The sequence below is a fragment of the Nonomuraea aurantiaca genome (assembly GCF_020215705.1).
Classification (GTDB): Bacteria; Actinomycetota; Actinomycetes; order Streptosporangiales; family Streptosporangiaceae; genus Nonomuraea; species Nonomuraea aurantiaca.
Window position 1 is genome coordinate 24443 of the sequence record NZ_JAIWNB010000026.1, and the last position, 25194, is coordinate 49636.

18 protein-coding genes are annotated in these 25194 nt (G+C 70.9%); 8 read left to right on the plus strand and 10 right to left on the minus strand.

All coding sequences use genetic code 11. The features are described 5' to 3' along the window. Positions 1-631: 631 nt before the first annotated feature. A complete protein-coding gene (locus tag LDL49_RS42690; protein WP_225300748.1) occupies positions 632-2713 on the minus strand; it encodes an ATP-dependent DNA helicase UvrD2 in 2082 nt (693 codons plus the stop codon). 152 nt (positions 2714-2865) lie between these two features. Between LDL49_RS42690 and LDL49_RS42695 the strand changes: the two genes are divergently transcribed. Together LDL49_RS42695 and LDL49_RS42700 are read left to right on the plus strand one after the other, a co-directional pair. Further along, a complete protein-coding gene (locus LDL49_RS42695) occupies positions 2866-3768 on the plus strand; it encodes an alpha/beta hydrolase (RefSeq protein ID WP_225300581.1) in 903 nt (300 codons plus the stop codon). Between the two features lie 81 nt (positions 3769-3849). Then, positions 3850-4098 carry a mycoredoxin gene (locus LDL49_RS42700; RefSeq protein WP_219539322.1) on the plus strand — a complete coding sequence of 83 codons (249 nt, stop codon included), beginning with the start codon at positions 3850-3852 and terminating at the stop codon, positions 4096-4098. 98 nt (positions 4099-4196) lie between these two features. On the opposite strand, the gene LDL49_RS42705 is transcribed toward LDL49_RS42700, so the two are convergent. Beyond that, the gene (locus tag LDL49_RS42705; protein WP_225300582.1) at positions 4197-4574 is read right to left on the minus strand and encodes a hypothetical protein; all 378 of its coding nucleotides are present in this window, start codon (positions 4572-4574) and stop codon (positions 4197-4199) included. 62 nt (positions 4575-4636) lie between these two features. Further along, entirely contained in the window at positions 4637-5611 is a 975-nt protein-coding gene (gene nudC, locus LDL49_RS42710) for an NAD(+) diphosphatase (protein WP_225300584.1), read from the minus strand. A gap of 136 nt (positions 5612-5747) precedes the next feature. On the opposite strand from nudC, the gene LDL49_RS42715 reads away from it, so the two are divergent. Genes LDL49_RS42715 through LDL49_RS42730 form a run of 4 tightly spaced genes read left to right on the plus strand, consistent with a single transcriptional unit; the run spans position 5748 to position 11166 of the window. After that, the gene (locus LDL49_RS42715) at positions 5748-6887 is read left to right on the plus strand and encodes an ATP-grasp domain-containing protein (protein WP_225300586.1); all 1140 of its coding nucleotides are present in this window, start codon (positions 5748-5750) and stop codon (positions 6885-6887) included. Then, positions 6884-8380 (plus strand): IucA/IucC family protein, encoded by a 1497-nt coding sequence (locus tag LDL49_RS42720; protein ID WP_225300588.1) that lies wholly within the window; start codon positions 6884-6886, stop codon positions 8378-8380. The genes LDL49_RS42715 and LDL49_RS42720 overlap by 4 nt, the downstream gene beginning before the upstream one ends. Next, complete coding sequence (locus tag LDL49_RS42725; protein WP_225300590.1) at positions 8381-10087, plus strand: IucA/IucC family protein; 1707 nt, start codon at positions 8381-8383, stop codon at positions 10085-10087. It begins immediately after the preceding gene. Further along, positions 10084-11166: a type III PLP-dependent enzyme domain-containing protein gene (locus tag LDL49_RS42730; protein WP_225300592.1), complete on the plus strand. Its 1083-nt coding sequence runs from the start codon at positions 10084-10086 to the stop codon at positions 11164-11166. Before LDL49_RS42725 ends, LDL49_RS42730 begins: the two co-directional genes overlap by 4 nt. Before the next feature lie 182 nt (positions 11167-11348). Here the strand turns inward: LDL49_RS42730 and LDL49_RS42735 are convergent, their stop codons facing one another. Together LDL49_RS42735 and LDL49_RS42740 are read right to left on the minus strand one after the other, a co-directional pair. After that, positions 11349-14603: an ATP-dependent helicase gene (locus tag LDL49_RS42735; protein WP_225300594.1), complete on the minus strand. Its 3255-nt coding sequence runs from the start codon at positions 14601-14603 to the stop codon at positions 11349-11351. Beyond that, a complete protein-coding gene (locus tag LDL49_RS42740) occupies positions 14597-17800 on the minus strand; it encodes an ATP-dependent helicase (protein ID WP_372470625.1) in 3204 nt (1067 codons plus the stop codon). The genes LDL49_RS42735 and LDL49_RS42740 overlap by 7 nt, the downstream gene beginning before the upstream one ends. A gap of 275 nt (positions 17801-18075) precedes the next feature. On the opposite strand from LDL49_RS42740, the gene LDL49_RS42745 reads away from it, so the two are divergent. Both LDL49_RS42745 and LDL49_RS42750 read left to right on the plus strand, forming a co-directional pair. After that, the gene (locus LDL49_RS42745; RefSeq protein ID WP_225300598.1) at positions 18076-18738 is read left to right on the plus strand and encodes a class I SAM-dependent methyltransferase; all 663 of its coding nucleotides are present in this window, start codon (positions 18076-18078) and stop codon (positions 18736-18738) included. A 251-nt stretch (positions 18739-18989) separates the two neighbouring features. Further along, the gene (locus LDL49_RS42750) at positions 18990-19436 is read left to right on the plus strand and encodes a GNAT family N-acetyltransferase (protein WP_225300599.1); all 447 of its coding nucleotides are present in this window, start codon (positions 18990-18992) and stop codon (positions 19434-19436) included. 116 nt (positions 19437-19552) lie between these two features. Here LDL49_RS42750 and LDL49_RS42755 read toward each other — a convergent pair whose 3' ends face one another. From LDL49_RS42755 to LDL49_RS42775, 5 genes are all read right to left on the minus strand, one after another. Further along, a complete protein-coding gene (locus tag LDL49_RS42755; RefSeq protein WP_225300601.1) occupies positions 19553-22405 on the minus strand; it encodes a CDP-glycerol glycerophosphotransferase family protein in 2853 nt (950 codons plus the stop codon). Positions 22406-22500: 95 nt separating this feature from the next. Then, the gene (locus tag LDL49_RS42760) at positions 22501-22824 is read right to left on the minus strand and encodes an MGMT family protein (RefSeq protein ID WP_225300603.1); all 324 of its coding nucleotides are present in this window, start codon (positions 22822-22824) and stop codon (positions 22501-22503) included. Next, positions 22812-23171, minus strand: coding sequence for a hypothetical protein (locus LDL49_RS42765; protein WP_225300606.1), 360 nt, complete (start codon positions 23169-23171; stop codon positions 22812-22814). The genes LDL49_RS42760 and LDL49_RS42765 overlap by 13 nt, the downstream gene beginning before the upstream one ends. A 22-nt stretch (positions 23172-23193) precedes the next feature. Then, positions 23194-24351, minus strand: coding sequence for a S8 family serine peptidase (locus LDL49_RS42770; RefSeq protein ID WP_225300608.1), 1158 nt, complete (start codon positions 24349-24351; stop codon positions 23194-23196). After that, positions 24345-25145 (minus strand): hypothetical protein, encoded by an 801-nt coding sequence (locus LDL49_RS42775; RefSeq protein ID WP_225300610.1) that lies wholly within the window; start codon positions 25143-25145, stop codon positions 24345-24347. Before LDL49_RS42775 ends, LDL49_RS42770 begins: the two co-directional genes overlap by 7 nt. Positions 25146-25194: the final 49 nt, after the last annotated feature.

The window sequence follows — 25194 nt, forward strand, 5'->3', positions numbered from 1 at the left end:
TGCGGCAAGCGGATCTCTCCGGGAGAACGGGCAATGGGCTGGTACGCGACACGAAAGGGGCAACCGGCTGACGTGGCTAGAGGAGAGGCGCGCCCAGGCCACGGATCTCCGGCAGGGAGCGGGCAGGGCCTGGCACGCCACTCTCCGGCAGGGAGCGGGCAGGGGCTGGCACGCCACGCGAAAGCAGCAATCGGCTGACGCCGCGAAGGGGAGCAACCCACCGGACAGCGAACCCCCAGACGACGGGCACAGAGCCGGTAAGCAAGACGAAGCGGCCACCCACCGACGCGGCAAGAGAAGAAACGCCCCCAGGCCACGGATCTCCCCCAGAGAACGGGCAGGGGACGGCACCGCAACACGAAGGGGCGACCGGCTGACACGGCAAGGGAAGGCCCCGGCAGCGGATCTCCCCCAGGGAACGGGCGGGGGAGTTGATACGTCACGCGAAAGCAGCAAGCAGCCGAAAGGTACGAAGCGGCCCGGCAGCGGACCCACGGTCACGGCCAAGCGACGCGACGTAACGTCGGTCCGCCAGGGAAGCTGGTAACCGTACCCCTGGAAGGTCCTCAGCCACGTGCGGCGGTTGGCGCCTTCCCGTGCCAGCCGTACAAAAAAGGTGGGATAAAAAGGCTCACGCGCGGCACAGCGCGAGGACGGCATCCCCGTAGCGGTCGAGTTTGACGCGGCCGATGCCCGTAATGGAGAGAAGGTCCTGCTCGGTGACCGGCGCGCGTTCGGCGATGGCCTGCAGCGTCACGTCGGTGAACACCACGTACGGCGGCAGCTTGGCCTCCTTGGCGGTGGCGGCGCGCCACGCCTTGAGCCGCTCCAGCAGCCCCTCGTCGTAATCGGCCGGACAGGTGGCGCACCGTCCCAGCTTCTGTTCCGTGGCCGCCACCAGCGTCTTGGCGCACACCCGGCAGCTGACCGTAACGGCGACCGACCGACGCTCACGTGAAACCGAACCTGAACCGATGCCTGAACCGCGGCCGGAACCGAGACTGGAGCCAGCGCCGACGCCGGCGGCGCGCGCGGGGCGGCCGGTGAGGCCGTCGAGGAAGCGGGACGGGCGGCGCCCCTTGCGGCCGCCGGGCGCACGGGCCAGGGCCCAGGAGATCGACAGGTGCTCGCGCGCACGCGTCACCCCCACATAGAGCAGGCGCCGCTCCTCCTCGATCTGCTCCGGCGTCTCCGCGTAGACGATGGGCAGCATCCCGTCCGTGACGCCGACCAGGAAGACCGCGTCCCACTCCAGTCCCTTGGCGGCGTGCAGGGAGGCCAGGGTGACGCCCTCCACGGGCGGGGCGTGCTGTTCGGAGGCGCGCCGCTCCAGCTCCGCGACGTAGCCGGCGAGGTCGGCGCCCTCGGCGGCCATGTCCTCGGCCAGGTCGGCCAGCGCCTTGAGGGACTCCCACTTCTCGCGCGCCTTGCCGCCGCCCGGCGCCGTGGGCGTCAGGCCGACGCCCGCCAGGATGTGGTGGACCTCCGTGGCCAGCGGCTCCTCGGAGGCGGATCTGGCGGCGCCGCGCATCAGTACGACGGCGTGCCGCACTTCGGGGCGTTCGAAGAAGCGCTCGGCGCCGCGCAGGACGTAGGGGATCTCGGCCTTGGACAGGGCCTCCTCGTAGGCCGCCGACTGGGAGTTGACGCGGAACAGCACGGCGATCTCGCGGGACTGTACGCCCTGGTCGAGCAGCTTCCTGATCGCCCTGGCGACTCCGGCGGCCTCGGCGGGCTCGTCGTCGTAGTCGGCGAAGACCGGCCGGGGGCCGTCGGGCCGCTGAGCGACGAGTTCGAGGCGGTGCGGGGAGCGGCCCTTGGCGATGACCAGGTTGGCCAGGTTCACCACCTGGGGGGTGGAACGGTAGTCGCGGACCAGCTTGATCACGGCGGCCTTCGGGTGTTCGACGGCGAAGCCCGTGAGGTAGCGCGGCGAGGCGCCGGTGAAGGAGTAGATGGTCTGGTTGGGATCGCCGACCACGCACAGGTCGTCGCGACCGCCGAGCCAGGTGTCGAGCAGGAGCTTCTGCAGGGGGTTGACGTCCTGGTACTCGTCGACGACGAAGTAGCGGTATTGCTGGCGGATCTGCGCGGCGACCTCCTGGTGCTCGGTCATCACCGCGGCGGTCAGCTCCAGGATCGTCTCGAAGTCGACCAGGTGCCGCTCGCGCCTGATCCGCTCGTACGCCTCGTAGAGCCGGGCCACCTCTTCGGCGGCCACCGGCGGCGTCCTGGAGGACTTGGCGGCGGCCGCGGCGTAGTCTTCGGGGCCGACCTGGGTGACCTTGGCCCACTCGACCTCCGCCGCGATGTCCCGCAGCTCGGACCGATCAGGATTTTTCCGGATCTGGCGGCAGGCTTCGATCAGGATCGGCAGCTTGGATTCGATCACCGAGGGCGCTTCACCGCCGATGACCCGCGGCCAGAAGTAGGTGAGCTGCCGCAGCGCCGCCGCATGGAACGTGCGCGCCTGCACCCCCGGCGCCCCCAGCGCCCGCAGCCGCTGCCGGAGCTCCCCCGCCGCCCGTGTGGTGAACGTCACCGCCAGCACGCTGGATGCGTCGACCACTCCGCTGCGCACGGCGTGGGCGATCCTGTGGGTGATCGCCCGGGTCTTACCCGTGCCCGCACCTGCCAGAACGCACACCGGACCACGCACGGCCTCGGCCACCTCGCGCTGCTCCGGGTCGAGGCCGGACAGGACATCGTCCACATTGGTCACCTGTCAATCCTCCCAGCCAGTGGCGGTGAAGGGCTCCATTCTGGCAACATGCCGCCCGTCGTCCGAATCGTGCCGAGATGCAAAGAACCGGTCACTTCCCCCACAATGGGGCCCGACCATCTGCATGGGGGAAAGGGCAGGCCGTGCGAACTGCGGTGCTCGTGAGCGTTCTCGCGCTCGCTGCCGTCACGTTGACACCGATGTCGGCGCAGGCGACGAAGGACCCGACACCGAGCCCCGTGTCGACCACGTCTCCCGACCCGTACGGGCTCAGCGGTTTATCCACCGAGACCGTCTCGTACGGCTCCCGCCGCCACCAGGACCTCGACGTCTGGTGGACCTCGGACGGCACCAAGCGACCCGGCGTCTTCCTGATCCACGGCGGCTGGTGGTCCAGCGGCGACAAGAAGCAGATGACCGAGATCGCCCGTAGTTACGCTGATCTCGGCTACACGGTCTTCAACATCAACTACCGGCTCTCCGGCGAGGCGGCGTGGCCCGCGCAGCGGATCGACGCGCTGGCCTCGATCGCCCTGGCGCGCAAGCACGCCGAGCGCTGGTCGTTCGACCCGAACAACTACGTCGTGGTGGGCTTCTCGGCGGGCGGGCACATCGCCGCGGCGGTCGGTACGTACGGCGACGGGCAGCGGGGGCTCAAGGGCGTGGTCGGGCTCTCGCCGATCATCTCGCCACTGCGCGCGTACGCCGACGGCGCGACCTCCACGGACCCGTACAAGCGCAAGCTGCGGGCCTCGGCGATCAAGCTGGCCGGCGGCTGCCTGCCCAGGGGCAAGTGCTCGCGCGTCTGGGCCAGCATGGAGGTGGCCTGGCACGCCAGCCACAACGACGCGCCGGTGCTGACCGTGCACTCCACGGACGAGTTCGTGCCGCCGGCGCAGAGCCAGCTGCTCAAGGAGATGCTCGGCCAGGTAGGGGTGCCTGTGACGATCTTCACCGCGCCCGGCGTCGCGCACAGCGCGCCTCTCTACCGCGAGATGGGTGTGGCCGAGCGGGTGCAGCAGTGGATCGCCGATCGCATCGGCTAGGGATCGCATCGGCTGGGGATTACCTGAGGCGTCCAGGTTGTTGCACCGACCGCCTGCATTACGCCTCGAAGGGATGTCCACATGGCGCTCACGGTCTACAGCACCACCTGGTGCGGTCCCTGCAAGCGACTCAAGTCGCAGCTCACCCGTGAGGGGATCAGCTTCGACGAGATCGACATCGAGCGGAACCCCGATGCCGCCGAGTTCGTGATGAGCGTCAACAACGGCAACCAAGTGGTGCCCACCGTGGTGATCGAGACGCCTGCGGGACGGGTGGTCCGCACCAACCCGTCGGCTCGCGAGGTGAAGGCGCTTCTTCAGGCGGCCTGAGGTTTTAACGGGGCTCGGGCCCCGGCGGTGGCCAGAGCCCGAGCAAAGTGGTTAGCATGGTCATGAGGACCTGGGTGCTATTTTCACCCAGGTCCCCTTTAGTTCAGGTGGTTGTCGATCTTGTGCTCCAGGCGCACCATCTCGGCCTTGAGCTCGGTTCGGACGTCGTGAATCTCGGTCTTGAGCTCGGTTCGGACCTCGTGAATCTCGGTCTTGAGCTCGGTTCGGACCTCATGGATGTCGGCCTTGAGCTCGGTCCGGACCTCATGGATGTCGGCCTTGAGCTCGGATCGCAAGTCCATGATGTCGCCCTTGAGCTCCACCACCGCGTTGGTGATGGCACCCGTGACCGCTTCGATGATGCGGCCCTCCGAGGCCCTGACCTTGTCGTCTATCCACACCTCCGTGGCGGCGATTTGGATGGCCAGCTTCTGCCGTTCGAGTTCCAGGATCTGCTGGATGTGGGTCTCTTGCATGGCCATGAGCATAGCCTTTCGTTACCGAAGGTGTCTTCGAATCTACGCTAAGTGACCGTCGCTTACCAGTCCCCTGAAAGCGGTCCGCCGTACCAGGTCTCGATGAGGCGGCGGGCGATCGAGACCGGTGGCGGCAGGCGGACCTCGCCCGACTGCAGCGACTCCACCAGTTCCTCGCGGGAGAACCAGCGGGCCTCGGCGATCTCCTCCGCGTCGGGGATGAGGGTCGTCGTGGTGGCGTGGGCGAAGAAGCCGAGCATCAGGCTGCGCGGGAACGGCCACGGCTGGCTGCCGAGGTAGCGGGGATCGACGACGGTGACACCCACCTCCTCGGCCACCTCGCGGATCACGGCGTGCTCCAGCGACTCCCCCGGCTCCACGAACCCGGCCAGGATCGACAGCCGCCCCTCCGGCCACTGCGGGCCGCGGGCCAGCAGGCAGCGGTCGTCATCATCGCGGATGAGCATGATCACCGCCGGGTCCACGCGCGGGAAGTGCTGGCTGGAGTCACGCGGGCAGACCCGGATGTGGCCGCCCGCCTGCACGTCGGTACGGCTGCCGCAGCGCGGGCAGAACTCGTGCGTCGAGTGCCAGGCCTCCAGCGCCACCGCGTAGACCAGCATCCCCGCGTCGCGATCGCCCAGCAGGCCGCCCACCTGGCGCAGGCCCGCGACGACCAGCTCTCCCTCGGCCGTCTCGCGCAGGCTCATCGGCATCGTGACGCGGCCGTTGACGTCGCCGGCCCGCGAGCCGGGCAGCGGCGCGGCGACCGCGAAGTAGGCGGTACCGTCCTCGACCCCCAGCAGGTAGCGCTCGCCCGGCGGCGCCTCCGATGGTGAGTAGAGGACCGCGTGCACCTCGTCGCCGGCGCGCTTGACCAGCGTCCGGCCGTCGTCGATCACCAATACCTTGGTCGCCGGATCCGCCCAGGCGCGCTCCAGCCAAGCGGCGTTCGCCCGCAGCGCGGACGACCTGTCGATGGTGCCGCGCGCGAGGAGCAGCGGTCCGATGAGTTGCTCTTCCGCCCTCGTCTGCACGGGCCCCACCCTTCCCAAATCCCATGTCATCCTATGACCGCCGCCGAATGCGGGGTCTTGTATCCGGGATGATCTCTCAACGGCTAGGATCAGCGAGTTAGGTTAGGCTTACCTGATTCTCCGGGGGTATATCGCGTTGCGGCTCTACCTGACCGCGCTCAAACCCACCCATTCGGTGACCGATGGGTTCCTGCCCGCCGCCGAGGCTCTGGGCTGTCATGTGACGATTCTCACTGACCAGCCGGAGCGGCATCCCGGTGCCGTCGGGTGCGACGTACGGGATCCGCGGGCGGTGATCGACGCGATCGAGCAGCTCGGCCGGCCGGACGCGATCTTCTCCAACTCCGACCACCTGCAGGCGGAGACCGCGCTGGCGGCGGCCTATTTCGGGCTGCCCGGCAAGGACTGGCGGGCCTGCCTGGCGGCCAAGAACAAGTTCCTGATGCGTCGCCGGCTCGCCGAGGCGGGGGTCGAGCGGGTCTCGTCCGTACGGCTGGCGCCCGGCGACCCCGTGCCCGACGACCTGCCGTACCCGCTGGTCGTCAAGCCGCGCGAGGGGGTCGCGAGCGAGGACGTGCTGCTGGTCGAGCGGGACCTGGCCGCAGCGGTGGCGGCGGTCAGGAAGCGGCGGCCCGGCGAGGCGCTGGTCGTGGAGGAGTACCTGGAGGGACCGCTGCGCACCCTGGAGACCCTCGGGGACGCCGAGGGGGTACGGGTGCTCGGCGGATTCCGTACGACGCTCGGGCCGTTGCCGCACTTCGTCGAGGAGCGGCTGGACTGGGCGCCGCCCGATGGCGCCCGTGAGCACGTTCTGGGCGCGTTGGCGGCGCTCGGGGTGGGGTTCGGCGCCTGCCACACCGAATACATCGTCACCCCGGCCGGGCCGCGCATCGTCGAGGTGAACTATCGGGTGATCGGCGACCACTGCGACTTCCTGCTGGCCGACGTGCTCGGAGTGCCGGTGTTCGAGTGGATCTTGCGGGTGCATCTGGGTGAGACGGTGCCTGAGGTACCGGATACGTCCAGGTACGGCAGCGCGGTCAGCCTGGTCGCCGACCGGTCGGGGACGATCACGGCGGCGCCGGGGATGGAGGAGGTCGTCTCCCATGGCGTGCGGCTGTGGCACCGGCCGCTTCGGGCGGTGGGTGATGTCGTCGAGCAGACCCATACGAACCGCGACTATCTCGGCGTCATCCGGGCGGTCGGTCCGGACCGGGCACGGGTGGACGCGGCCATCGAGGGCTTCCGGGCGGCCCAGCCGTGGACGGTGGGATGAGCTCGCGCGAGGCGTACCTGGCCGCGCGGGTGCTGGACGCGTTGCTGCGCGAGGACTACGGCGGGCTGTCGGCGCGGGTGGCCAGGAGCCGTGACGGCGTGGAGCTGGAGCTGGCCGGCGGGCGCCGCGTACGGCTGGTGCCCGGGATGCTGTTCCAGGACTTCGTGGTCGGTCCCGACGAGCGACTGGGGCTGGCGGAGGTGCTCGGCACGCTGGCCGAGGTGGCCGATCCGGCCGACGCGCAGGGGGTGGCGGCGTTCGCCGAGGAGTGCGCGCAGGCGCTGGCGGCGCTGGAGCTGCACGACGTGCACAGAGCCGAGGTGCTCGCCCGGCGGCCGTCCTATGAGTCGCTGGCGGCGTTCGTCGACCATCCGGTTTATCCGACCTCCCGGGCGCGGCTGGGCGTGCCCGCCGCCGCGCTGCCCGCTTACGCGCCCGAGTTCGCGCCGTCGTTCGAGCTGCGCTGGGCGGCCGTGCCGCGCCGCCTGCTGGCGCCGGGCTCCACCACCGTGCGGACGCCGTTTCAGACCCACCCGCACGCGACCAACGAGGTGCGGGCCGACGAGGTGCTGTTTCCGGTCCATCCGCTCACCGTCGACGAGGTACGGAAGATCGACGGGGTGCGGCTGCTCGGCGAGCCGTGGCTGACCGTACGGCCCACGCTGTCGATGCGGACCGTGGAACTCGACGAGCGCACCCACCTCAAGCTGCCCCTGCCCGCCAGCACCCTCGGGGTCCGGAACCGGCGGTCGATCAAGCCCGGCACCCTGCACGACGGCGCCAGGGCCGAGCTGCTGCTGCGCCGCCTGGCCGACCCTGACGTGCTGGTCGCCGACGAGCAGACCTACGCGCACGCCGGGCACGAGTATCTCGCCTGGATGGTTCGGCGGCTGCCGGAGGGCCGGGTGGTGCCGGTCGCGGCGCTCAACGCCCCCGGTGTGCTCCAGGAGGTGGGCGACGTGCTGCCCGGCTATCTGCGCCTCCTGCTGCGGTGGAACGTACGGCTGTTCGTACGCTACGGCGTGGCGCTGGAGGCCCATCAGCAGAATCTGTCGCTGGTGTTCCAGGACGGGCGGATGAAGCTGCTGGTCAAGGACAACGACGGGCTGCTGGCGTCCCCTTCGAGGCTCGCCGCGGCGGGCGTCGAGATGCCCGCGTTCGCCGACGAGCGGATGCTCACGGACGATCCGCACGCTCTGGCCGACGTGTTCGTGACCATCACGTTGCACCTGGCGGCGGCGGCCATCGTGTTCGGGGCCCTGCCGCCCGACCGGGCCGCCGCCCTGCTGCGCGACACGCTGGCCGAGGCGCTGGACGAGTACGGCGACGACCCGATGGCCCGGCTCCTGCGGGCCAGGACGCTCGACGCGGCCAGGCTCACCGGCAAGTCGATGATCACCGCGGGGACTCTCGTGGCCAAGGAACGCTCCGGGGCGCGGGACATCAACAAGTTCTACGGCACCAGCGGGCCCAACTATCTGAGGAGAGCTTGAATGCACGGTCTGGTCCTCGACTCGCCGACCAACCAGGTCCCGGCGGTTCCGCCGACCTCACCGACCTCACTGTCTTCACCGGCTTCACCGGCCTCGCTGGCGGAGGAGGCGACGCTGGGCGCCCTGCTGCGGTGCTGCGTACGGGAGGTGGCCGGGCCGCGCGGTCTGGTCTGGCCCGCGCCGCCGTACCTGCTGCTGCGGGTCGGGGGCACGCTGCTGCGGGTCCGCACGCACGGCGGGGCGGCGCTGCGCTTCGACGGCCGGCCTGAGCGCCTGGACCGCGGCGCCTGGCGGCCCCTCACGACCGACGAGCTGGTACGGCTGGCAGAGGCAGACCTGACCGGGCACACGGCGCCGGCCTTCGACGGCCCGGACGTCGACGGCCCCCACTTCGGCGGCCCGGACTCCAATGGCTCGGACTCCAATGGCTCGGCAGCCAAAGCCAACGGGTCGGCGGTCAACAGCGAGTTCGCCGGACAGGTGGCCGCGAGCCGAGACGCGGTCGCCGCGATCCTGGCGGCCAGGGCCGAGGCTGTGGTGCCCGCCGATCCGTGGCTGGCCTCCGAGCAGGCGCTGGTCTACGGGCATCGGTTCCACCCGAGCCCCAAGTCGCGAGGTGGCGCCGACTGGCTGCGGTTCTCGCCCGAGGCGCACGCCGAGTTCCCCGTACGGCTGCTCGGCGTCCGCGCGGACGTACTCGCGGAGGAAGGCGACGCCTCGGCCCTCGACCTGCTGGGCGAGGCGCCGTCCGGCTACCGGCTGCTGCCCGCCCACCCGTGGCAGCTGGACCTGCTGCGCCCGGCGTTCGGCGGTGAGCTGATCGACCTGGGCCCCGGCCCGGTGGCCGTACCGACCTCGTCGGTACGGACCGTCTACGCGCCCGCGGCGGAGTCGTGCCTGAAGTTCAGCCTCGACGTCCGCATCACCAACTGCGTACGCAAGAACGCCTGGTACGAGCTGGCCGGAGCGGTGGAGCTGACCTCGCGCCTGACGCCGGTGTTCGAGGCGGTCTCGGCCGCGCATCCGGGCACCCGCTGGCTGCCCGAGCCGGGCTACCGCTCCGCAGCGCTCGGCACCCGCCTGCTCGAAGGGCTCGGCGTGATCGTCCGGGCCAGCCCGTGGGCCGTGTGCTCCCCCGGGGTCACTCCGGTCCTGTCCGGGGCCCTCGCGCTCGAGACACCGGCGGGCGATCCGCCGGCGTGGTGGACGGCCTATGTCTCGGTGGTGGCGCCGCCGGTGCTGGAGCTGTACTTCACGCACGGGGTGATTCTCGAACCGCACCTGCAGAACGTCCTCGTCGGCCTGGACCCCTCCGGGCTGCCCGTCGAGGCGGTCTTCCGCGACCTGGAGGGCACCAAGCTGGTCGCCGGCCGTCACTCGCTCGACGACGTACCCGTGAAGGTGGCCGAGGCTCTGAGCTATGACGCCGAGCGCGGCTGGGCCCGCGTCGTCTACTGCCTGCTGGTCAACCATCTCACCGAGATCGCCGCCACGCTGGCGGGCGACGACGATGAGCTGCTGCGCGAGCTGTGGCGGATCGCCCGGGACGTGCTCGCCCGTCACGCCGGGGCGCTCGGCCGGCCGCTCCCGCTGTCCGATCTGCTGGCCGGCGCGCCGCTCCCGGCCAAGGCGAACCTGACGGTCCGCTGGTCCAGGGCCGCTGACCGGACCGCCGGATACGTCCCGATCGCGAACCCGCTCGCATGATCACGACGAGGGTCCGCGAAGCCGCCCTGCGGCTCAGTGACGCGCCGACCTACCTCTACGACCTGCCCGCGCTGCGCGACCACGCCTCGGCGGTACGGCAGGCGCTGCCCGGCGTCGAGCTGTACTACGCCGTCAAGGCCAATCCCGACACCGAGCTGCTCAAGACGCTGGCCGAGTACGTGGACGGCTTCGAGGTGTCGTCCGGCGGCGAACACGCCCACGTGTCGGCCCTCTTCCCTGGTGAGCCCGGCAAGCCGCTGGCCCTCGGCGGCCCCGGCAAGACCGACGCCGAGCTGCGGCTGCCCTGCCACCGCCTGCACGTCGAGTCGCCCAACGAGCTGCGCCGCCTGCTCGCCACCGGCCGCGAGGCCGACGTCCTGCTCCGGCTCAACCCGGACCTGCCGGTCGAGGGCGCGGCGCTGACGATGAGCGGGCCGTTCGGCATGGACGAGGCGGGTGTACGCGAGTGCCTGCCGCTCTTCACCGATCGCGTACGGCTGCGCGGCCTGCACAGCCACCTGGCCAGCGGTCTGGACGCGCCGCGGCTCCTTAGGCTGGCCGCGAGGCTGCTGGACACCGAGTACGACGAGGTCAACCTGGGCGGCGGCATGGCCGTCTCCTACGCGGCGCCGGAGTCCCGGTTCGACTGGGCAGCCTATGGTGCCGGGCTGGCGGCGCTGCGCCGGGCCGGGCAGCGGGTGCGGATCGAGCCGGGGCGGGCGCTGACCGCGTACTGCGGCTACTACGTCACCAGGGTCGTGGACGTGAAGCGGGTACGCGGCGAGGCGTACGCGATCGTGCTGGGCGGCACGCACCACCTGCGCACGCCGGTGACCAAGGGCCATGACCAGCCCTTCACCGTGCTGCCCACGGGCGACGGTCCCGCTCTGAGGGATGAGCCGGTGACCGTGGTCGGCCAGCTGTGCACCCCGAAAGACGTTTTCGCCAGAAAAATCGGGACCCCGCTGCGGGTGGGGGACACGGTGGTGTTCGAGATGGCCGGGGCCTATGCCTGGAACATCTCCCACCACGACTTCCTGATGCACCCCAAGCCGGGCTTCCACTACCTGCGGGACTAGGCCCGTCACACGACGGTCTCGATCCCTGTGACGGTCCGTGGTGGCTGGTGTCCTTTTGGAGGAATACCCCCTTCGGGGGGCGGAAGATGACGGCCCGTCGTGGTTGGGGTCCTTAGGAAGGGATCCCCCTTCGGGGGAGCGGAAGAAAACGGCCCGTCGTGACAGGGGCCCCATAGACCGCCCTAGGAGACCGGAATCGCCTCTATGAGCGCGACCAGGCCGTCAGCATCGAGCAGGTTCACCGGGCGGACAGTCTGGTTCATCCGGACATAGTGAAAAGCCGCCCCCACCCGCTCCAGCGGCACCCCCGCCAGGTGCGACCAGGCCAGCCGGTAGGCGGCCAGCTGTACCGAGGCGGCGCGGGCGGCCTTGCCGCGTGGCGGCGCGCCGGTCTTCCAGTCGACGACCTCGTAGCGGCCGTCGGGCAGCTCGAAGACCGCGTCCATCCGGCCGCGCACCAGCCGGTCGGCGATCATGGTCTCGAACGGTACCTCCAGGTCCAACGGCCGGCGCCCGGCCCATTCGCTCTCCTCGAAGCGTTCCTGCAGCTCCGCCAGCCGTACGTCGGCCTCTTCCGGCTCGTCCACCAGATCCAGGTCGAAGTCGTCGAGCAGGCGCTGCTGGTCCCAGCGCGTCTCCAGCCACTTGTGGAACGACGTGCCGCGGCGGGCCAGCGGCGCGGGCTTGACCGGGACGGGACGGCGGATCCTGCGGGCCAGCTCACGAGCGTCCTCGGCCAGTGTGACCAGCGACGACACGGTCAGCTTCGAGGGCAGCTCCACGGTGGTGGAGCCGCGCCGCCGGTGCAGCTCGCGCTCGCGCAGCAGCAGGTCGGTGTCGCGCTCCCAGGCGCGGACGCGTTCCTCCTCGAAGGCGCGCATCGGCTCGTCCTCGGCGGGGGCGAGCGTGCCCGTCAGCGCGTCCTCGACCAGCCGCGCGCCGTCCAGCACCGACTCGTAGCGCAGGCCCTCCGGCGTGACCGGCCACACGGCCTCGGCGGGCTCGGCCAGCAGCGGGTTGGTCGCGCCGGCGGCGAGCTCCGGCGCCCAGAACGCGACCCGGTCGCTGGTGTCGCGGATCTCCAGCAGGAAGTCCGACGGCTCCAGCGGCTTGGAGGCGCTCCCCCAGCGGTAGCCGGAGGCGATGAGGTGGTAGTGGGCCCGGGTGACGGCCACGTACGCCAGCCGCCGCTCCTCCATCAGGTCGCGGTCACGGCACCCCTCGTCGAACGCGGCCAGCTCCTCCTTGGTGAGCCCGGTCAGGCGCGGCAGGTCGGCGACGTCGCCCCGGAGCGGGTAGGGGAGTTTGCGTGGGTTGTCGGTCCAGCGGCTGTTCATGACCGGCGTCGCGGGGAACATGCTGCCGGTCGCGATCGTGCCCTTCGAGCTGACCAGCTGCGACAGTCCGGGCACGACCACGATCGGCCACTCCAGGCCCTTGGAGGCGTGCACGGTCATCAGCTTGACGCTGTTGCTCTCGCCGACCCGCCCGGCCTCCAGCCCGAACTCCTCGCTCTCGGCCGCCTGCAGGTAGGCCAGGAACGCGCCGAGCGTCGGATCCTCCGCGTCCCCGGCGAACCTGGCCGCCGCGTCCTGGAACGCGTCGAGGTCGGCCCTGGCGGCGAAGGCGCTGACCGTGCCGCCCCGGGCCGCCACCTCGATGTCGAGGCCCAGCCGCCGCTCCACCTCCGTGATCAGATCGGGGAGCGGCTGGGCGGTGTGCGCCCTGAGCTGCCGCAACTCCTGGGCCAGCGCGACGAGCCTGGTCCTGGCCAGCGGCGAGAACGCCTCCAGCCACGCCTCCCTGTCGGGCAGCTCGTCGAGCGCGTCGACCAGGCTGCCGCGCTCCTCCGCCAGGTCGGCGACCACCTGCTCCAGCGGGTCCTGCTCGCGGCGCGTCTCGCGGGCCTCGCGGGTCAGCTCTCTGGCGTACTCGCCCAGCACCCGCAGGTCGGCGGGCCCGACCCGCCAGCGCGGTCCGGCCAGCAGCCGGGCCAGGGCGTCACCGGCGGTCGGGTCGTAGAGGACTCTGAGCGTGGCGACGATGTCGTTGACCTCGGGCACGGTCAGCAACCCGCCGAGACCGACCACCTCGACCGGGATGTCGCGCTCTTCGAGCGCTCTGCGCAGCGCGGGGAACTGCGACCGCTTACGCGCGAGGATCGCCACATCCTGGGGTTGTACGGCGAGCGTCTTCTTGCGTTCCTTCTCGCCCCAGGGCAGGCCGTCGGGCGCGACCTCCTGGCCGAGGATCTTGTGGATGCCGTCGGCGATCCACTTCGCCTCGTCCTCGGCCGTCTCGTGGAAGGCGCAGGTGACGCGCCCCCGGTCGACGCGGTTGGCGCCGGGGACGAGGACCGGCACCTCACGGGCCTCCATGCGCAGCGGCAGCTGGACGCGGGCGGCAACGTCGAGGACCCGGTCGCCGTTGCGGAAGCTGACGCTGAGCTGGCGTACCGGGGCCAGGTCGCCGGTGCTCGTCCTGAAGTCCTGGGCGAAGCGCCGCAGGTTGCCCGCCGAGGCGCCGCGCCAGCCGTAGATGGACTGGCAGGGGTCGCCCACCGCGGTGACCGGGTGGCCGTTGCCGTACAGGGATCGGAGCAGTACGAGCTGGGCGTGGCTGGTGTCCTGGTATTCGTCGAGCAGTACCACGGAGAAGCGGGACCGCTCGATCTCGCCCACCTCCCGGTGGCCGGCGGCGATCCTGGCGGCCAGCGACATCTGGTCGCCGTAGTCGATGACCTCCCGGCCGCGCTTGAGCCGCTCGTACGCCTCGACCAGGGGCAGGAGTTGTCTCCTCGCGGCCTGGACGTTGATCGGCTTGCGCTGGGCCACGGTGGTCCGGCCGGTCAGCGCGGCGTACCTCTCATCGAGCCAGTCGCCGATCCGCCGCACGTCGGAGGCGGTGCGCAGGTGCTCAGACAGCTCGCCGGCCAGCTCCAGGACGGCGGCCGTGACCGATGGCGGGCCGAGCTCGATCTTGTCCATCGGCCCGTCGTACATCGCCACCACCCTGGACGCCAGCTGCCACGAGACGGCGGGCGTGACCAGGCGCATGGTGGGTTCGAGGGCCTCGCGCAGGGCGTGGTCGGTGACCAGGCGGGCGGCGTAGGCGTGGTAGGTGGAGACGGTCGGCTCGTTGTCGAGCAGCCCCGGCTCGACCAGGCCGGCCTCGGCCAGGCCGTTGAGCCGTTCTCTGACGCGGGTGGCCAGCTCGGCGGCGGCCTTGCGGGTAAAGGTCAGGCCGAGCACGTTCTCGGGCTTGACCAGGCCGTTGGCCACCAGCCAGACCACGCGCCCGGCCATGGTCTCGCTCTTGCCCGAGCCCGCTCCGGCCATGACGACCATGGGTTCGAGCGGGGCCTCGATGACGCGGGACTGTTCGGATGTGGGGGGCAGGATGCCGAGCTTCTCGGCCAGCTCGACCGGGTTCAGCACACCTGTCCCCCGTTGTCGTTGACGGGGCAGCTGGACCTGGCCGCGCAGGTGCGGCAGCCGTCGTTGACCTTGGCCTGGAAGAATGGGCCCGACATGCCGATCGCCACGGTGTCGACCAGGTCCTTGGCCCAGCCGGGGTTCTTGTCGTCGGCCAGCGCGCCCTGCGTCTGCTCCAGCGCGTCGTTCTTGCCCGCCGCCTTGCCGACCTGGACCAGCGCGGCGCCGCCCGGTTCGGTCATGCCGTGCCGGGCGAACGCGCCGAGGAGCGCGGCCAGCTGGTAGACGCCGAGCTGCGGGTGGCGGTCGAGCTCGCCCGCCTTGGGCTTCGCGCTGCCGGTCTTGAGGTCGATGATCACCGCGCGGTTCTCGGCGTCGCGTTCGACGCGGTCCACGCGGCCCTTGATCTGCACGCCGTCGGAGACCGTGGCGGTGAAGGCCTCTTCGAGGGCGACGAGCTCGCGTGGGTTCTCCTGATGCCAGCGCCAGAACTTGGTGATCATCTGCTCGGCCACCTGGCGCTGCTTGCGGTTGAACCAGACGCCGCCGAAGTCCAGCTCGTTCCAGATCTCGTCCAGGCGCTTGCCGAGCAGGTCCTCGCTGGGCAGGTCGGTGGCGGCGAGCACGGCCAGCGCGTGGATGACGGTGCCGAGGCCCTGGGCCGAGCTGGTGCCGGCGGCGCCGACGGCCGTCTCCAGCAGCCATCTTAGGCCGCACTTGGTGAAGCTCTCGACCGCCGAGGGCGAGATCCTGACGATGTCGTCGGGCCAGCTCAGGGGGCGGTCGTCGGTCATGGAGGTGAGGGCGTACCAGTCGTTGGGGTGTGCGCCCTGGACGCCGGCCGCGGCCAGGCGGGCGAGCTGGGTGGCGGCCTTCTGGCGGATTTTTCCCGATTTAGTGGGATCGGTCACTGCGCTGCGGAGGTCCGCCACGAGGGCGGACATGTTCAGCCACCGCGCCCGGTCGTCCACCGTGGCGGCCTCGACGGCGCCCGGCATGAGTTCGCTGAGGAACCTCGACGGCCGCTCGTCGGTGTCCTCCCCGCCGACGGCCGTGACGACCAGCCTGCGCCGGGCGCGGGTGACGGCCACGTAGAACAGCCGCCGCTCCTCCGCCAGTAGCTTGGAGGCCAGCGACGCCGCGTTGGGCTTGCCGCCCTCGACCAGCTCGACGAGGTCCTCCACGCCCAGCAGCGTGCCGCGCAGCCGCAGATCGGGCCAGACGCCCTCCTGCACACCCGCGACCACCACCACGTCCCACTCCAAGCCCTTGGACCGGTGGGCGGTCAGCACCCGGACGGCGTCACCGTCGGGCGCCCGCTCGGCCAGCGTGTCACCCGGGATCTCCTGCGCGGCCAGATCGTCCAGGAACACCTCGGGGCCCGCCTTGGGCATCCTGTCCACGAACCTGGCGGCGTGGTCGAACAGGGCGACCACGGCGTCGAGATCCCGGTCGGCCTGCGCCCCTCTGGCGCCGCCCGACAGGCTGAGCTCGGTCCACCTCTCGGCCAGGCCGCTCTCGTGCCAGACGGCCCACAGGACCTCCTCGGCGCCGGCGTGGTCGCGCACGGCCTGGCGGGCGGCGGCGAGCAGCTTGGCGACGCGTTCGGCGGGGAGGGCCACGTGGGGCTCGATCCGGGTCAGCTCCCGTGCGTCCTTGACGGCCGCGACCAGCAGCTCTCCAGACGTACGCGCCTTCGCGACCTCTTCGGCGGGCTCGCTCACGGGCCCGGCGGCCAGGGCCCCCTTCCCTGACCCGGCATCCGTTGCCTCGCTCTCAGGCTCGGCGGCCAGGGCCTCGTTTTCGGCGATCTTCAATGCCCGCCGCAGACGACGTACGCCGATCATGTCGGTGCCGCCGAGAGGCCCGGTCAGGAGTTCCTCGGCCACTCCCTCGTCGAGCTCGCCCGCGTCCAGGGCGATCCTGAGCATCGTCAACAGCGGGCGTACGCCGGGCTCCTGGGCGATCGGCACCTCGTCGCCGGCCACCATCGTCGGCACGCCCGCGCTGACCAGCGCGCGCCGCAGCAACGGCACCTGACGGGCCGCCGACCGAACCAGCACCGCCATCCGATGCCACGGCACGCCGTCGATCAGGTGGGCTCTCCGCAGCGTGTCGGCGACGACGGCCGCCTCCTGGCTGGTGCTGTCGGCCAGCAGCACGCGTACGTCGCCGCCCTCCATCTCGGGCAGCGACAGCAACTCCCGATGCCCGTGGGGACGCCCGGCGGGTACGGCATCCGGCATCGGCGCCGCGGGCAGCCGGTCGGCCACCCGCCTGGACGCCGCCAGCAGCTCGGCCCCGCTCCGGCGGCACATCCGCAGCGCCACCACCGGCGCGTCCCGCCCGTCACGGGCCGGGAACCGCTGCGGGAACCCCAGGATCCCCCGCACATCGGCGCCCCGGAACCCGTAGATCGACTGGTCCGGATCGCCCACCGCGATCAGGTCACGCCCGTCACCGGCCAGCTGCCGCAGCAGGAACTCCTGCGCCGGGTCGGTGTCCTGGTATTCGTCCACGAAGACCACGTCGTGCGCCGCCCGCTCCCTCCGGCGCACCTCCGGATCGGCGAGCACGCCCGCCGCCGCCCTGATCAGCTCGGCGTAGTCGAGCGACGGCTCGGGATCGAGGTCGAACCGCACTTCGTACCGCTCAAGGAAGCTACCGGCCGCCACCCAGTCCGGCCTGCCGTACTGCCGGCCGAGCTCCTGCAGCCGGGGGCCGCCGAGCCCGCGCTCGCCCGCGCGCGACAGGAAGTCGCGCAACTCCTCCGCGAACCCGCGCGTCTTGAGCGGCTCGCGCAAGGCGACCGGCCAATCGCGCGCGCCGTCCTCCAGCTCGCCGTGCAGCAGCCGCCGGATCTCCAGCAGTTGCTCGGGCCCGGTGAGCAGCCGCGGCGGCGCCTCACCCGCCAGCACCGCCTCCCGCCGCAGCAGCGCGTAGGCGTAGCTGTGGAAGGTGAGCGCCAGCGGCGTCCTGGTCGTGCGGCGCAGCCGCCCGGTGACCCGTTCGCGCAGCTCACCGGCGGCCTTGCGGCTGTATGTCAGGATGAGGACGCGTTCGGGATCCACCCCGCGCCGCTCGATCCGGTCGACCACACTCTCGACGATCGTCGTGGTCTTGCCGGTGCCGGGACCGGCGAGCACGAGCAGCGGCCCGCTCCGGTGCTGAACCACGGCACGCTGGTGCTCATCGAGCACAGGGGCCGCAACAGGTCCCCCGCTCCCACGCCGCACCAACCGCCAGGTCTGAGCACTCACAACACTAGATTCCACCAGACCACAGGGGTAGATCGTGCCGTGTTGACCTCTCTACCACGCGATCGGCCCACGCTATCGGCGGAAATGCCACCACACCCAACGACACGCCGCAGGAACCCGACGCCCATTTCGCGACATATCTTGACTTGCCATTGATGCGATATATCGTGACTTCTACCACAACGGCAGCGCCTGACAGAGAGGAACAACAGGCCATGACCAGAACCGACAAGGGCTACAAGGGCATCGGCATGGAAGGCCCGATCGCCCGCTGGTACGCGAAAAGCACCGGCAAGGACCGGTCGAGGTTCACGGAGCAGGCCCAGTCAGTGCTGGAACACGCCCCGGCCGGCGGCGACATCCTGGAGGTGGCCCCCGGCCCCGGCTACCTCGCCATCAAACTGGCCAGAACCGGTAACTACCGGGTCACCGGTCTCGACGTCAGCACCTCCTTCGTCCAGATCGCCCGCCAGAAGGCCGCCGAGGCAGGCGCCCAGGTCGACTTCCGCCACGGAAACGTCTCGGCCATGCCCTTCGACGACGAGAGCTTCGACTTCATCGTCTGCTGCGCCGCCTTCAAGAACTTCTCCGACCCGGTCGGCGCCTTACGCGAGATGCACCGCGTCCTCCGCCCCGGCGGCACCGTCTACATCAACGACCTGCGCCGCGACGTCTCCAAGAAGGCGGTCGACGAGGACGTCGCCCGCATGGACGTCGGCCCGGTCAACGCCGCCATCATCCGCTACGTGCTCCGCTCGGTCCTTCCCAGGCGGGCGTACGACAAGAAGCAGTTCGCGGCCATCGTCGCCCACACGAGCTTCCGGACGTTCAACATCGAGGAGACACCGATGTCCCTCCTTGTCGAACTGCGCAAGTAGCTCCCCAGCCCTCGGCCCGGGGCCAGACCCCCCGCCCCGCAGCCGGAGACCTCCGAAGAGCCCAGTGTTTCGCCAAATGGGTCAGGCGCATCGGCTCCTGGTTGCGTCCGCCGGGGTGGTGTACCGGTTGCCGGAGTCCCTGAAGTGGTCCTTAGCTTCAGCCGAAGAGTGGCCGTGTCCTAGGAGACCACTCTGCCCCTACCTTGTGGCGTGCCGCGGCCGACCGTGCGAAGCCCTCAGGAGGAGGCGACGTGATCAGTGTCCGCAAGCTCCGCCCGTCTGACAGAGCGGCTTGGGAGAGCCTGTTCCGCGCCTACATCGACTTCTACCAGCGAGTCGAGCCGGACCTGATGTACGACAGGGCATGGGAGGAATTCCAGGCGGACACGCGTCTACACGCCCTCGGCGCGACACTGGACGGCAGGCTCATAGGGATCACGCATTTCCTCACCCATCCGAGCACCTCGGCACCGGATACCGACGTCTGCTATTTGCAGGACCTGTTCACGGCTGAGGATGTGCGCGGGCTGGGTGTGGGTCGCACGTTGATCGAGAGCGTGGTCGACTGGGCCAGGGATCGTGGTTGCGATCGCGTCTACTGGAACACCCACGAGACGAACACCACCGCGCGCCGTCTTTACGACAAGGTGGCCGTGAACCGGGGCTTCATCCGGTATCAGATCGACCTGCCGCGCTAGGGATGCGCGGTCCTCGGGTCTCCAGCGCCGAGACAGCCTGCGCGATCCTCCAGAGGGTCCTTTCATGTCCAAACCGCAGACGGCCACCCACCCCGGACGGGTGAGTGGCCGATCGGCTAGGAGAACAGGTGGTCCACGACTCGGGCCGTTGCCTTGCCGTCGTCCCTTGGGGCGAAGGTGGCGCGGAAGGCGTCGTAGCGGTCCGCGTGGGCCGCCGCTACCGAGTCGATCGAGCGCAGTGCGTCGATCACCTCCGCCGACGTCGACAGCACCGGTCCCGGCGCCTGCTCCGGGAGGTCGATGTAGAGGCCACGCTTCGAGGAGTATTTCGTCAGGTCGTACCCGTAGAAGACGATCGGGCGGCCGGTCGCGGCGAAGTCGAACATGACCGAGGAGTAGTCCGTGACCAGCACGTCCGTCACGAGCAGCAGATCCGCCATATCGGGATAAGTCGTGACGTCGTGGGCGATGTCGGGGACGGCGGGCATAGCTTGCATGGGGTGGGCTCTGACCAGGAGTTCGTGGTCCGCGCCCAGTGCCTCGCGGGCCTTGGCCAGGTCGAGCTTCACCATCGCGTTCTTGCGGTCATAGTCCCGCCACGTCGGTGCGTACAGCACCACGCGCTTGCCCTCGGCCAGGCCCAGCCGCTCCCGCACGGCCGCCGCCAGCGAGTCGCGGTCCGGCGAGGTGAGCACGTCGTTGCGCGGCAGCCCGCTCTCCAGGATCTCCCCCTGGTAGCCGAACGCGCGCCGCAGCACCGGCGTGGCCCAGGGCGACTGCGACAGCAGCACGTCCCAGCCACGCACCTCGGCCGCCTGCCGGTGCCAGATCGGCGGGCGGGGGTCGCGGGTCATGTGGGGCTGGTCGTTGCCGATGCGCTTGGCCGGCGTGCCGTTCCAGGTCTGCAGGACGACCTGGTCCTCGCGTGAGCGGAACCAAACCGGCAGAAACGCATTTGTCACGATAAATCGGGACCGGGCGAGCGCAGCGTGGTGCTCGCGGCTGCCGGCCCGTACCGAGGTCGTGCCCGGAGGCGGCGTGAACGCGCCGTCCTTGACGATCCAGATGTGCTCGCGGTCATCACCCCGCCGCACCCGCTCCTCGTAGATGGCCCGGACGCTGTCGGCGTAGAGGCGGCCGTCGTTGACCACGTAGACGGTCGCGTCGGTCAGCGGCTCGGTGCGCTGCGCCGGATAGAACACCCGCCGCAGCACGTGGGTGCCCGCGACGCCCTTCTCGTCGGCCGGTCGCTCCTCTTCCACGGCCACCACCGGCACGTCGAAGCGCGTCGAGAGCATCCGGAAGGACCGCCCATCGGACGCGCGCGGCTCCTCGTCGAGGCCGGGCAGCGCCGCGTGGTCCATGCGGACGGGGACGATCTCCCCGGACGGATGCCGGAGCGACATGTTCCAGGTGCCGGACGACAGCGGCACCACCTCGCCGAAGCGGTCCATCGACGCGGGCTCGATGCGTACGGAGAACTGATCTCCCGTACGCTCCATCGGCACGTGGTAGGACAGCCCTGACCGGTGGCGCAACGTCAGCGTGCGCGGCCCGGCCGCGTCGGGGTAGTCGCCACGCAGCACCAGCGTGAGCCCCTCCCACACCGCCGAGGTGATCACCGGGCGGATGCGGTGGGCGGAGACGAGCACGCGGTCGCGCCGGTCGCCCAGCACGGTGATCTCGCGGTCGCCGGAAGGCATCCTGGTCTCCACCAGGTCGGCGAGCATGACGGACGCGGCGGGATCGCCCTTCGGCTCGACCCAGAGCCGCCGCCCGTCCTTCTCCTGCAACAGGGCGGACACGGCCTGGCTGACCAGCACCTCGGTGCCGTTGGCCACCGGCGTGAACTCGGCGGCCATGCGGTGGCCGCCCAGCCGGGCGTGGCCCTTGGTCACCGTACGGCCGGGCAGGAAGATCTTCAGCTCCAGGCGGTCGCCCTCGACGGAGACGCCGGCGAGCTCGGCGCGGTTGGGCTGGAGCACGACCTGCAGCGCCCGGTCGGAGGTCCACACCGGCCTGGCCCACCAGCCCGGCCGCAGCTTGAGACCGGCGGGACGCTCGGTGCGGCCGGGGGACGCGCCGCGCAGCAGGCCCGTCGCCCGCGCGCCGCGGCTGTAGAAGACGATCTCGGCCCGCCACGTCGTGGTGTCGTGGACGGCGGGCCGGTGGCGCATCCGCCTGCGTACGGCGTGCACGAGGCCGCGCACGGCTCCGCGCCAGCGCAGGGACCATGGGCTGAGGTCGGCGGTGAACCCGGACCAGTCGTAGTTGCAGCCGGGCTCGCGCGCGCCGTGCGTGGCCTCGGGGGCCAGCACCCGGCGGGTGCGCAGGCGCACCGGAGGCAGCCAGCGCGGACCGCGCAGCACCACGGTCGCCCAGTTGAACCGGCGGCTGCGCACGGACAGGCCCGCCAGGTAGGCGAAGCCGGTGACGCGCAGCTTGCCGTTGACCCACACGATGTCGTCGATGTGGGTCACGGGCACCAGGTCGGCGCGCCGCAGCCGGTAGAGGTCGGCGGGGAGCTCGTCACGGAAGGGCAGGTCGGCGTACCAGCGCAGACCCGCGCGGATTCGCTTGGACGGCTCGGCAGCCGCCGCCACGACCTTGGTGAGCGTGTCGCCGTCGACGAGCTCGTCGTCCGGGCGATGCTCGATGAGGTGGCAGATCAGTCGCCGCGCGGCCGGCAGGTCGCGCTTGACGCCCGCGTCCACGGCCGCCAGGTAGGGGCGCAGCAATGTGATGAGCTCACGCCTGCGCGCCGCGCCGCGTTTGACCGCCAGGTCCATGCGCGCGCCCAGCGGTCCGCTGAGCACCTCGGTGTCGAACGCCGAGTCGCGGCCGCCCGGTCCGACGGCCCGCATGACCGCGTCGAGCGACTCACCCCGGTCACAGAGATCCTGGACAGCCTTCAGGCGATCGGCGATCTGATCGCCGCCCTGACTCAGGGCTGTGACGCCGGTTGCCATCGGTAAGGCACCGCCTTTCGAACCGCCATCACTGGTTCTAGCCATCGTAAGGGGAGTCACGTGCGGCGGATTCGCCCAACGAGCGAATCCGCTGGTCAGGCTTGTTTCTGAGAATCGGCTGAACGACCGTCCCAGCGTGCCCGGCGCATGTCGACGCGCTCGCCGCGGAGCGCCGTGCCCTCTTCGCGCCAGTGCTCCAGACAGCGTCGCACGTGGTCAGGGGCCGCGCCGGTGCCGTCGGAGTGCACCACGCGCCACCACGGCACGCCGCCGCCCCAGGTCGACATGACCTGCCCGACCTGGCGTGGTCCGCCCTCGCCGAGATATTCGGCGATGTCGCCGTAGGACATCACCATGCCCGGCGGGATGGACTCCACCACTTCGAGGACCCGTTCGGCGAACGGGTTCATGGAGTCCATGCGTTGGGCCCCGCCTCGATCATCTCGTGGAACTTGCCGATCTCGACCACCGAACCACCGGCGACCAGCTCCACGATGCCGTCGCGCAGTGTGTAGCTCTCGCCGTCCTCGCCGACGAGCCTGGCGCCGAGGGCGGCCGCCAGCAGGACGAGCTGCGCCACCTGCCAGTCGGAGCCCGGCTCGCCGATCACCTGATCGCGCCAGTGCCCCACGACGTGCGTGTCACCGGCGTGTCCGGTGACGATCTCGTCCGGCCCGCGCAGTCCGAAACCGGCCGGCGCGATCGCCTTCGCGAGCTCGGAAAACGCCAGGGGCGCCTCACGAACCACGCGCAGCTCGTATCCCATGACGCGCGACCATAGCGGATCTTTACTCGCTACGCTGATTGAGCACGATGATGGCCCCGCAGAACATCACCAGCGCCAGCAGCACGCCCCCTCCATAGAGCCACAGCCGCCACGGATCGGGTCCCGGGCGCGACGGCCCGGGCGAGTCCTCGCCGACGCCGAAGTGCCGGTCGTCGGGCACGGCGACCTCGCGCTGCTCTCCGGCCAGCCGTTCGGCCGCGTTGAGCGCGGCACCGGCGTCGACCACCCCGAACCCGGTCTTGTCGTCATAACCGGCGGCGGGCCGTCCCCGGGCGCTCGCGGCCAGGGCCTGCGCGACCTGCTCGGGCGCCATGGCGGGATAGCGCGACTTGACCAGCGCGGCCACCCCGGCCACGAGCGCGCTGGCCGAGCTGGTGCCCTCCGACAGCTCGTAGCCGCCCTTGCGCTTGACGACGGGTACGCCCACCCCCGGCGCGGAGACGAGGACGGACAGGTTGTCGCTGCTGAACGTCGCGCCCTTGCCCTGCTTGTCGACGGCCGCCACGCCGATGACGCCCGAATAGCCCGCGGGGAAGCTCCAGAACGAGGTGCCGTTGTCCTTGGCGTACTTGGTCTGCCCGTCGTTGCCGACGGCGGCCACCAGCACGACACCCTTGCCGAGCGCGTAGGAGACGGCCTCGCGCTCGGACTTGAGCGGCCCGTAGGAGCCGATCGACATGCTGATGACCTTGGCGCCGTGGTTGGCGGCGTAGCGGATGGCGCGGGCCAGCGGGCTCTCCAGCGCGCTCTGCTCCTCCTGCTGCGGGTCGATGGTGCCGGCGCCCGGGTCCTCGTCGACGGCCAGGGCCAGGGAGAGGATGCCCGACTCGGGCGCCACGCCGATCAGCCCGTCATCCGCCCCGGAACCGGCGATGAGGGCGGCCATCGCGGTGCCGTGCTTGCCGGGCTTGGCCTGGCGCTGGACGGTGGCCTCGGTCATGTCGGGGCCGGCGGTCACGCGTCCGCGCAGCTCCTTGACCTTGCCGTCGACGCCGCTGTCGACCACGGCCACGGTGACGCCCTTGCCCTTGGTGACCGTCCACGCCTGCTCGACGTTGAGCGCGTCGAGCACCCATTGCTGCTGCTCCCTGACGGGTGCGGCCGCCGGGGCGTGCAGCATGACCAGGGCGGCGGTCAGCGCGCGTAGGGCGGTCAGCACACGTTCCCCTGAGTGCAGGGCGGAACCTTCGGCGGGTCCGCCAGGAAGTAGGCGATCTGGTTGCCGATCGACTTGGCCGCCGGCCACAGCTCGCTGTGGAGCATCTCCTCGGGCGGGATGGCCGCCCGGGTCCTGCCGTCGGTGTAGCCCGCCGTCGAGAACACGATGTACGGTCCGGCGCCCACCCAGCCCGTACGCTGGCGCTGGTCGGCCCCGAACCGCTCGGTCACCGTGCCGGGGAAGGCCACGGGCAGCACGCCGACCCGGTCGTCCTGGGTGAGCTGCTCGGTCGCCGAGATCCTGGAGTCCTCGTCCTTGAGTACGGCCACACCGACCGTGAAGACGAACATGGCCGTCTGGTCCACATAGGTGGCGCGGAGCATGGTCACGCATCCGTGGTCGTCGAGGACGCCCGCCACGGACGGGTCGACGCCCTTGCCGCATTCGGTCTCGGGTGCGATGCCGACGCGCCTGGCGTATTGCTGGGCCTTGTCGAGCCCGACGTACTTGACCTCTTCGGGGAAGACGTCGGTGGCGGGCCACGCCTGCCAGCGCCTGGCGATCTCCTCTTGTTTGTACTGGTTCTGCTCGGTGGCGGTCAGCGGGCGGGACCGGGTCTCCCCGAGCAGCCCGATCGTGCCGAGCAGCACGAGGACGGCCGACGCGACCACGATGGTGCCGACCAGCGTCACGAACAGGCGGCGGAAGCGCACACCCTGCTGGAGCACGGCCTGCTCCAGCCGTTCCTTGCCCGCCGCCCTGTCGCGGCCGGTGGCCGCCGGCCAGGAGCGCACGCGAGAACGGCGGCCGACTGGAGCGCCGAGCGGGTTCCTTCGTCCCGAT

Bases quoted from the DNA above. Each gene is read 5' to 3' on its own strand.
- LDL49_RS42700 (WP_219539322.1), top strand. From the start codon at position 3,850: ATGGCGCTCACGGTCTACAGCACCACCTGGTGCGGTCCCTGCAAGCGA.
- LDL49_RS42705 (WP_225300582.1), bottom strand. From the start codon at position 4,574: ATGCAAGAGACCCACATCCAGCAGATCCTGGAACTCGAACGGCAGAAG.
- LDL49_RS42720 (WP_225300588.1), top strand. From the start codon at position 6,884: ATGAGCTCGCGCGAGGCGTACCTGGCCGCGCGGGTGCTGGACGCGTTG.
- LDL49_RS42725 (WP_225300590.1), top strand. From the start codon at position 8,381: ATGCACGGTCTGGTCCTCGACTCGCCGACCAACCAGGTCCCGGCGGTT.
- LDL49_RS42730 (WP_225300592.1), top strand. From the start codon at position 10,084: ATGATCACGACGAGGGTCCGCGAAGCCGCCCTGCGGCTCAGTGACGCG.
- LDL49_RS42745 (WP_225300598.1), top strand. From the start codon at position 18,076: ATGACCAGAACCGACAAGGGCTACAAGGGCATCGGCATGGAAGGCCCG.
- LDL49_RS42755 (WP_225300601.1), bottom strand. From the start codon at position 22,405: ATGGCAACCGGCGTCACAGCCCTGAGTCAGGGCGGCGATCAGATCGCC.
- LDL49_RS42760 (WP_225300603.1), bottom strand. From the start codon at position 22,824: ATGGACTCCATGAACCCGTTCGCCGAACGGGTCCTCGAAGTGGTGGAG.
- LDL49_RS42765 (WP_225300606.1), bottom strand. From the start codon at position 23,171: ATGGGATACGAGCTGCGCGTGGTTCGTGAGGCGCCCCTGGCGTTTTCC.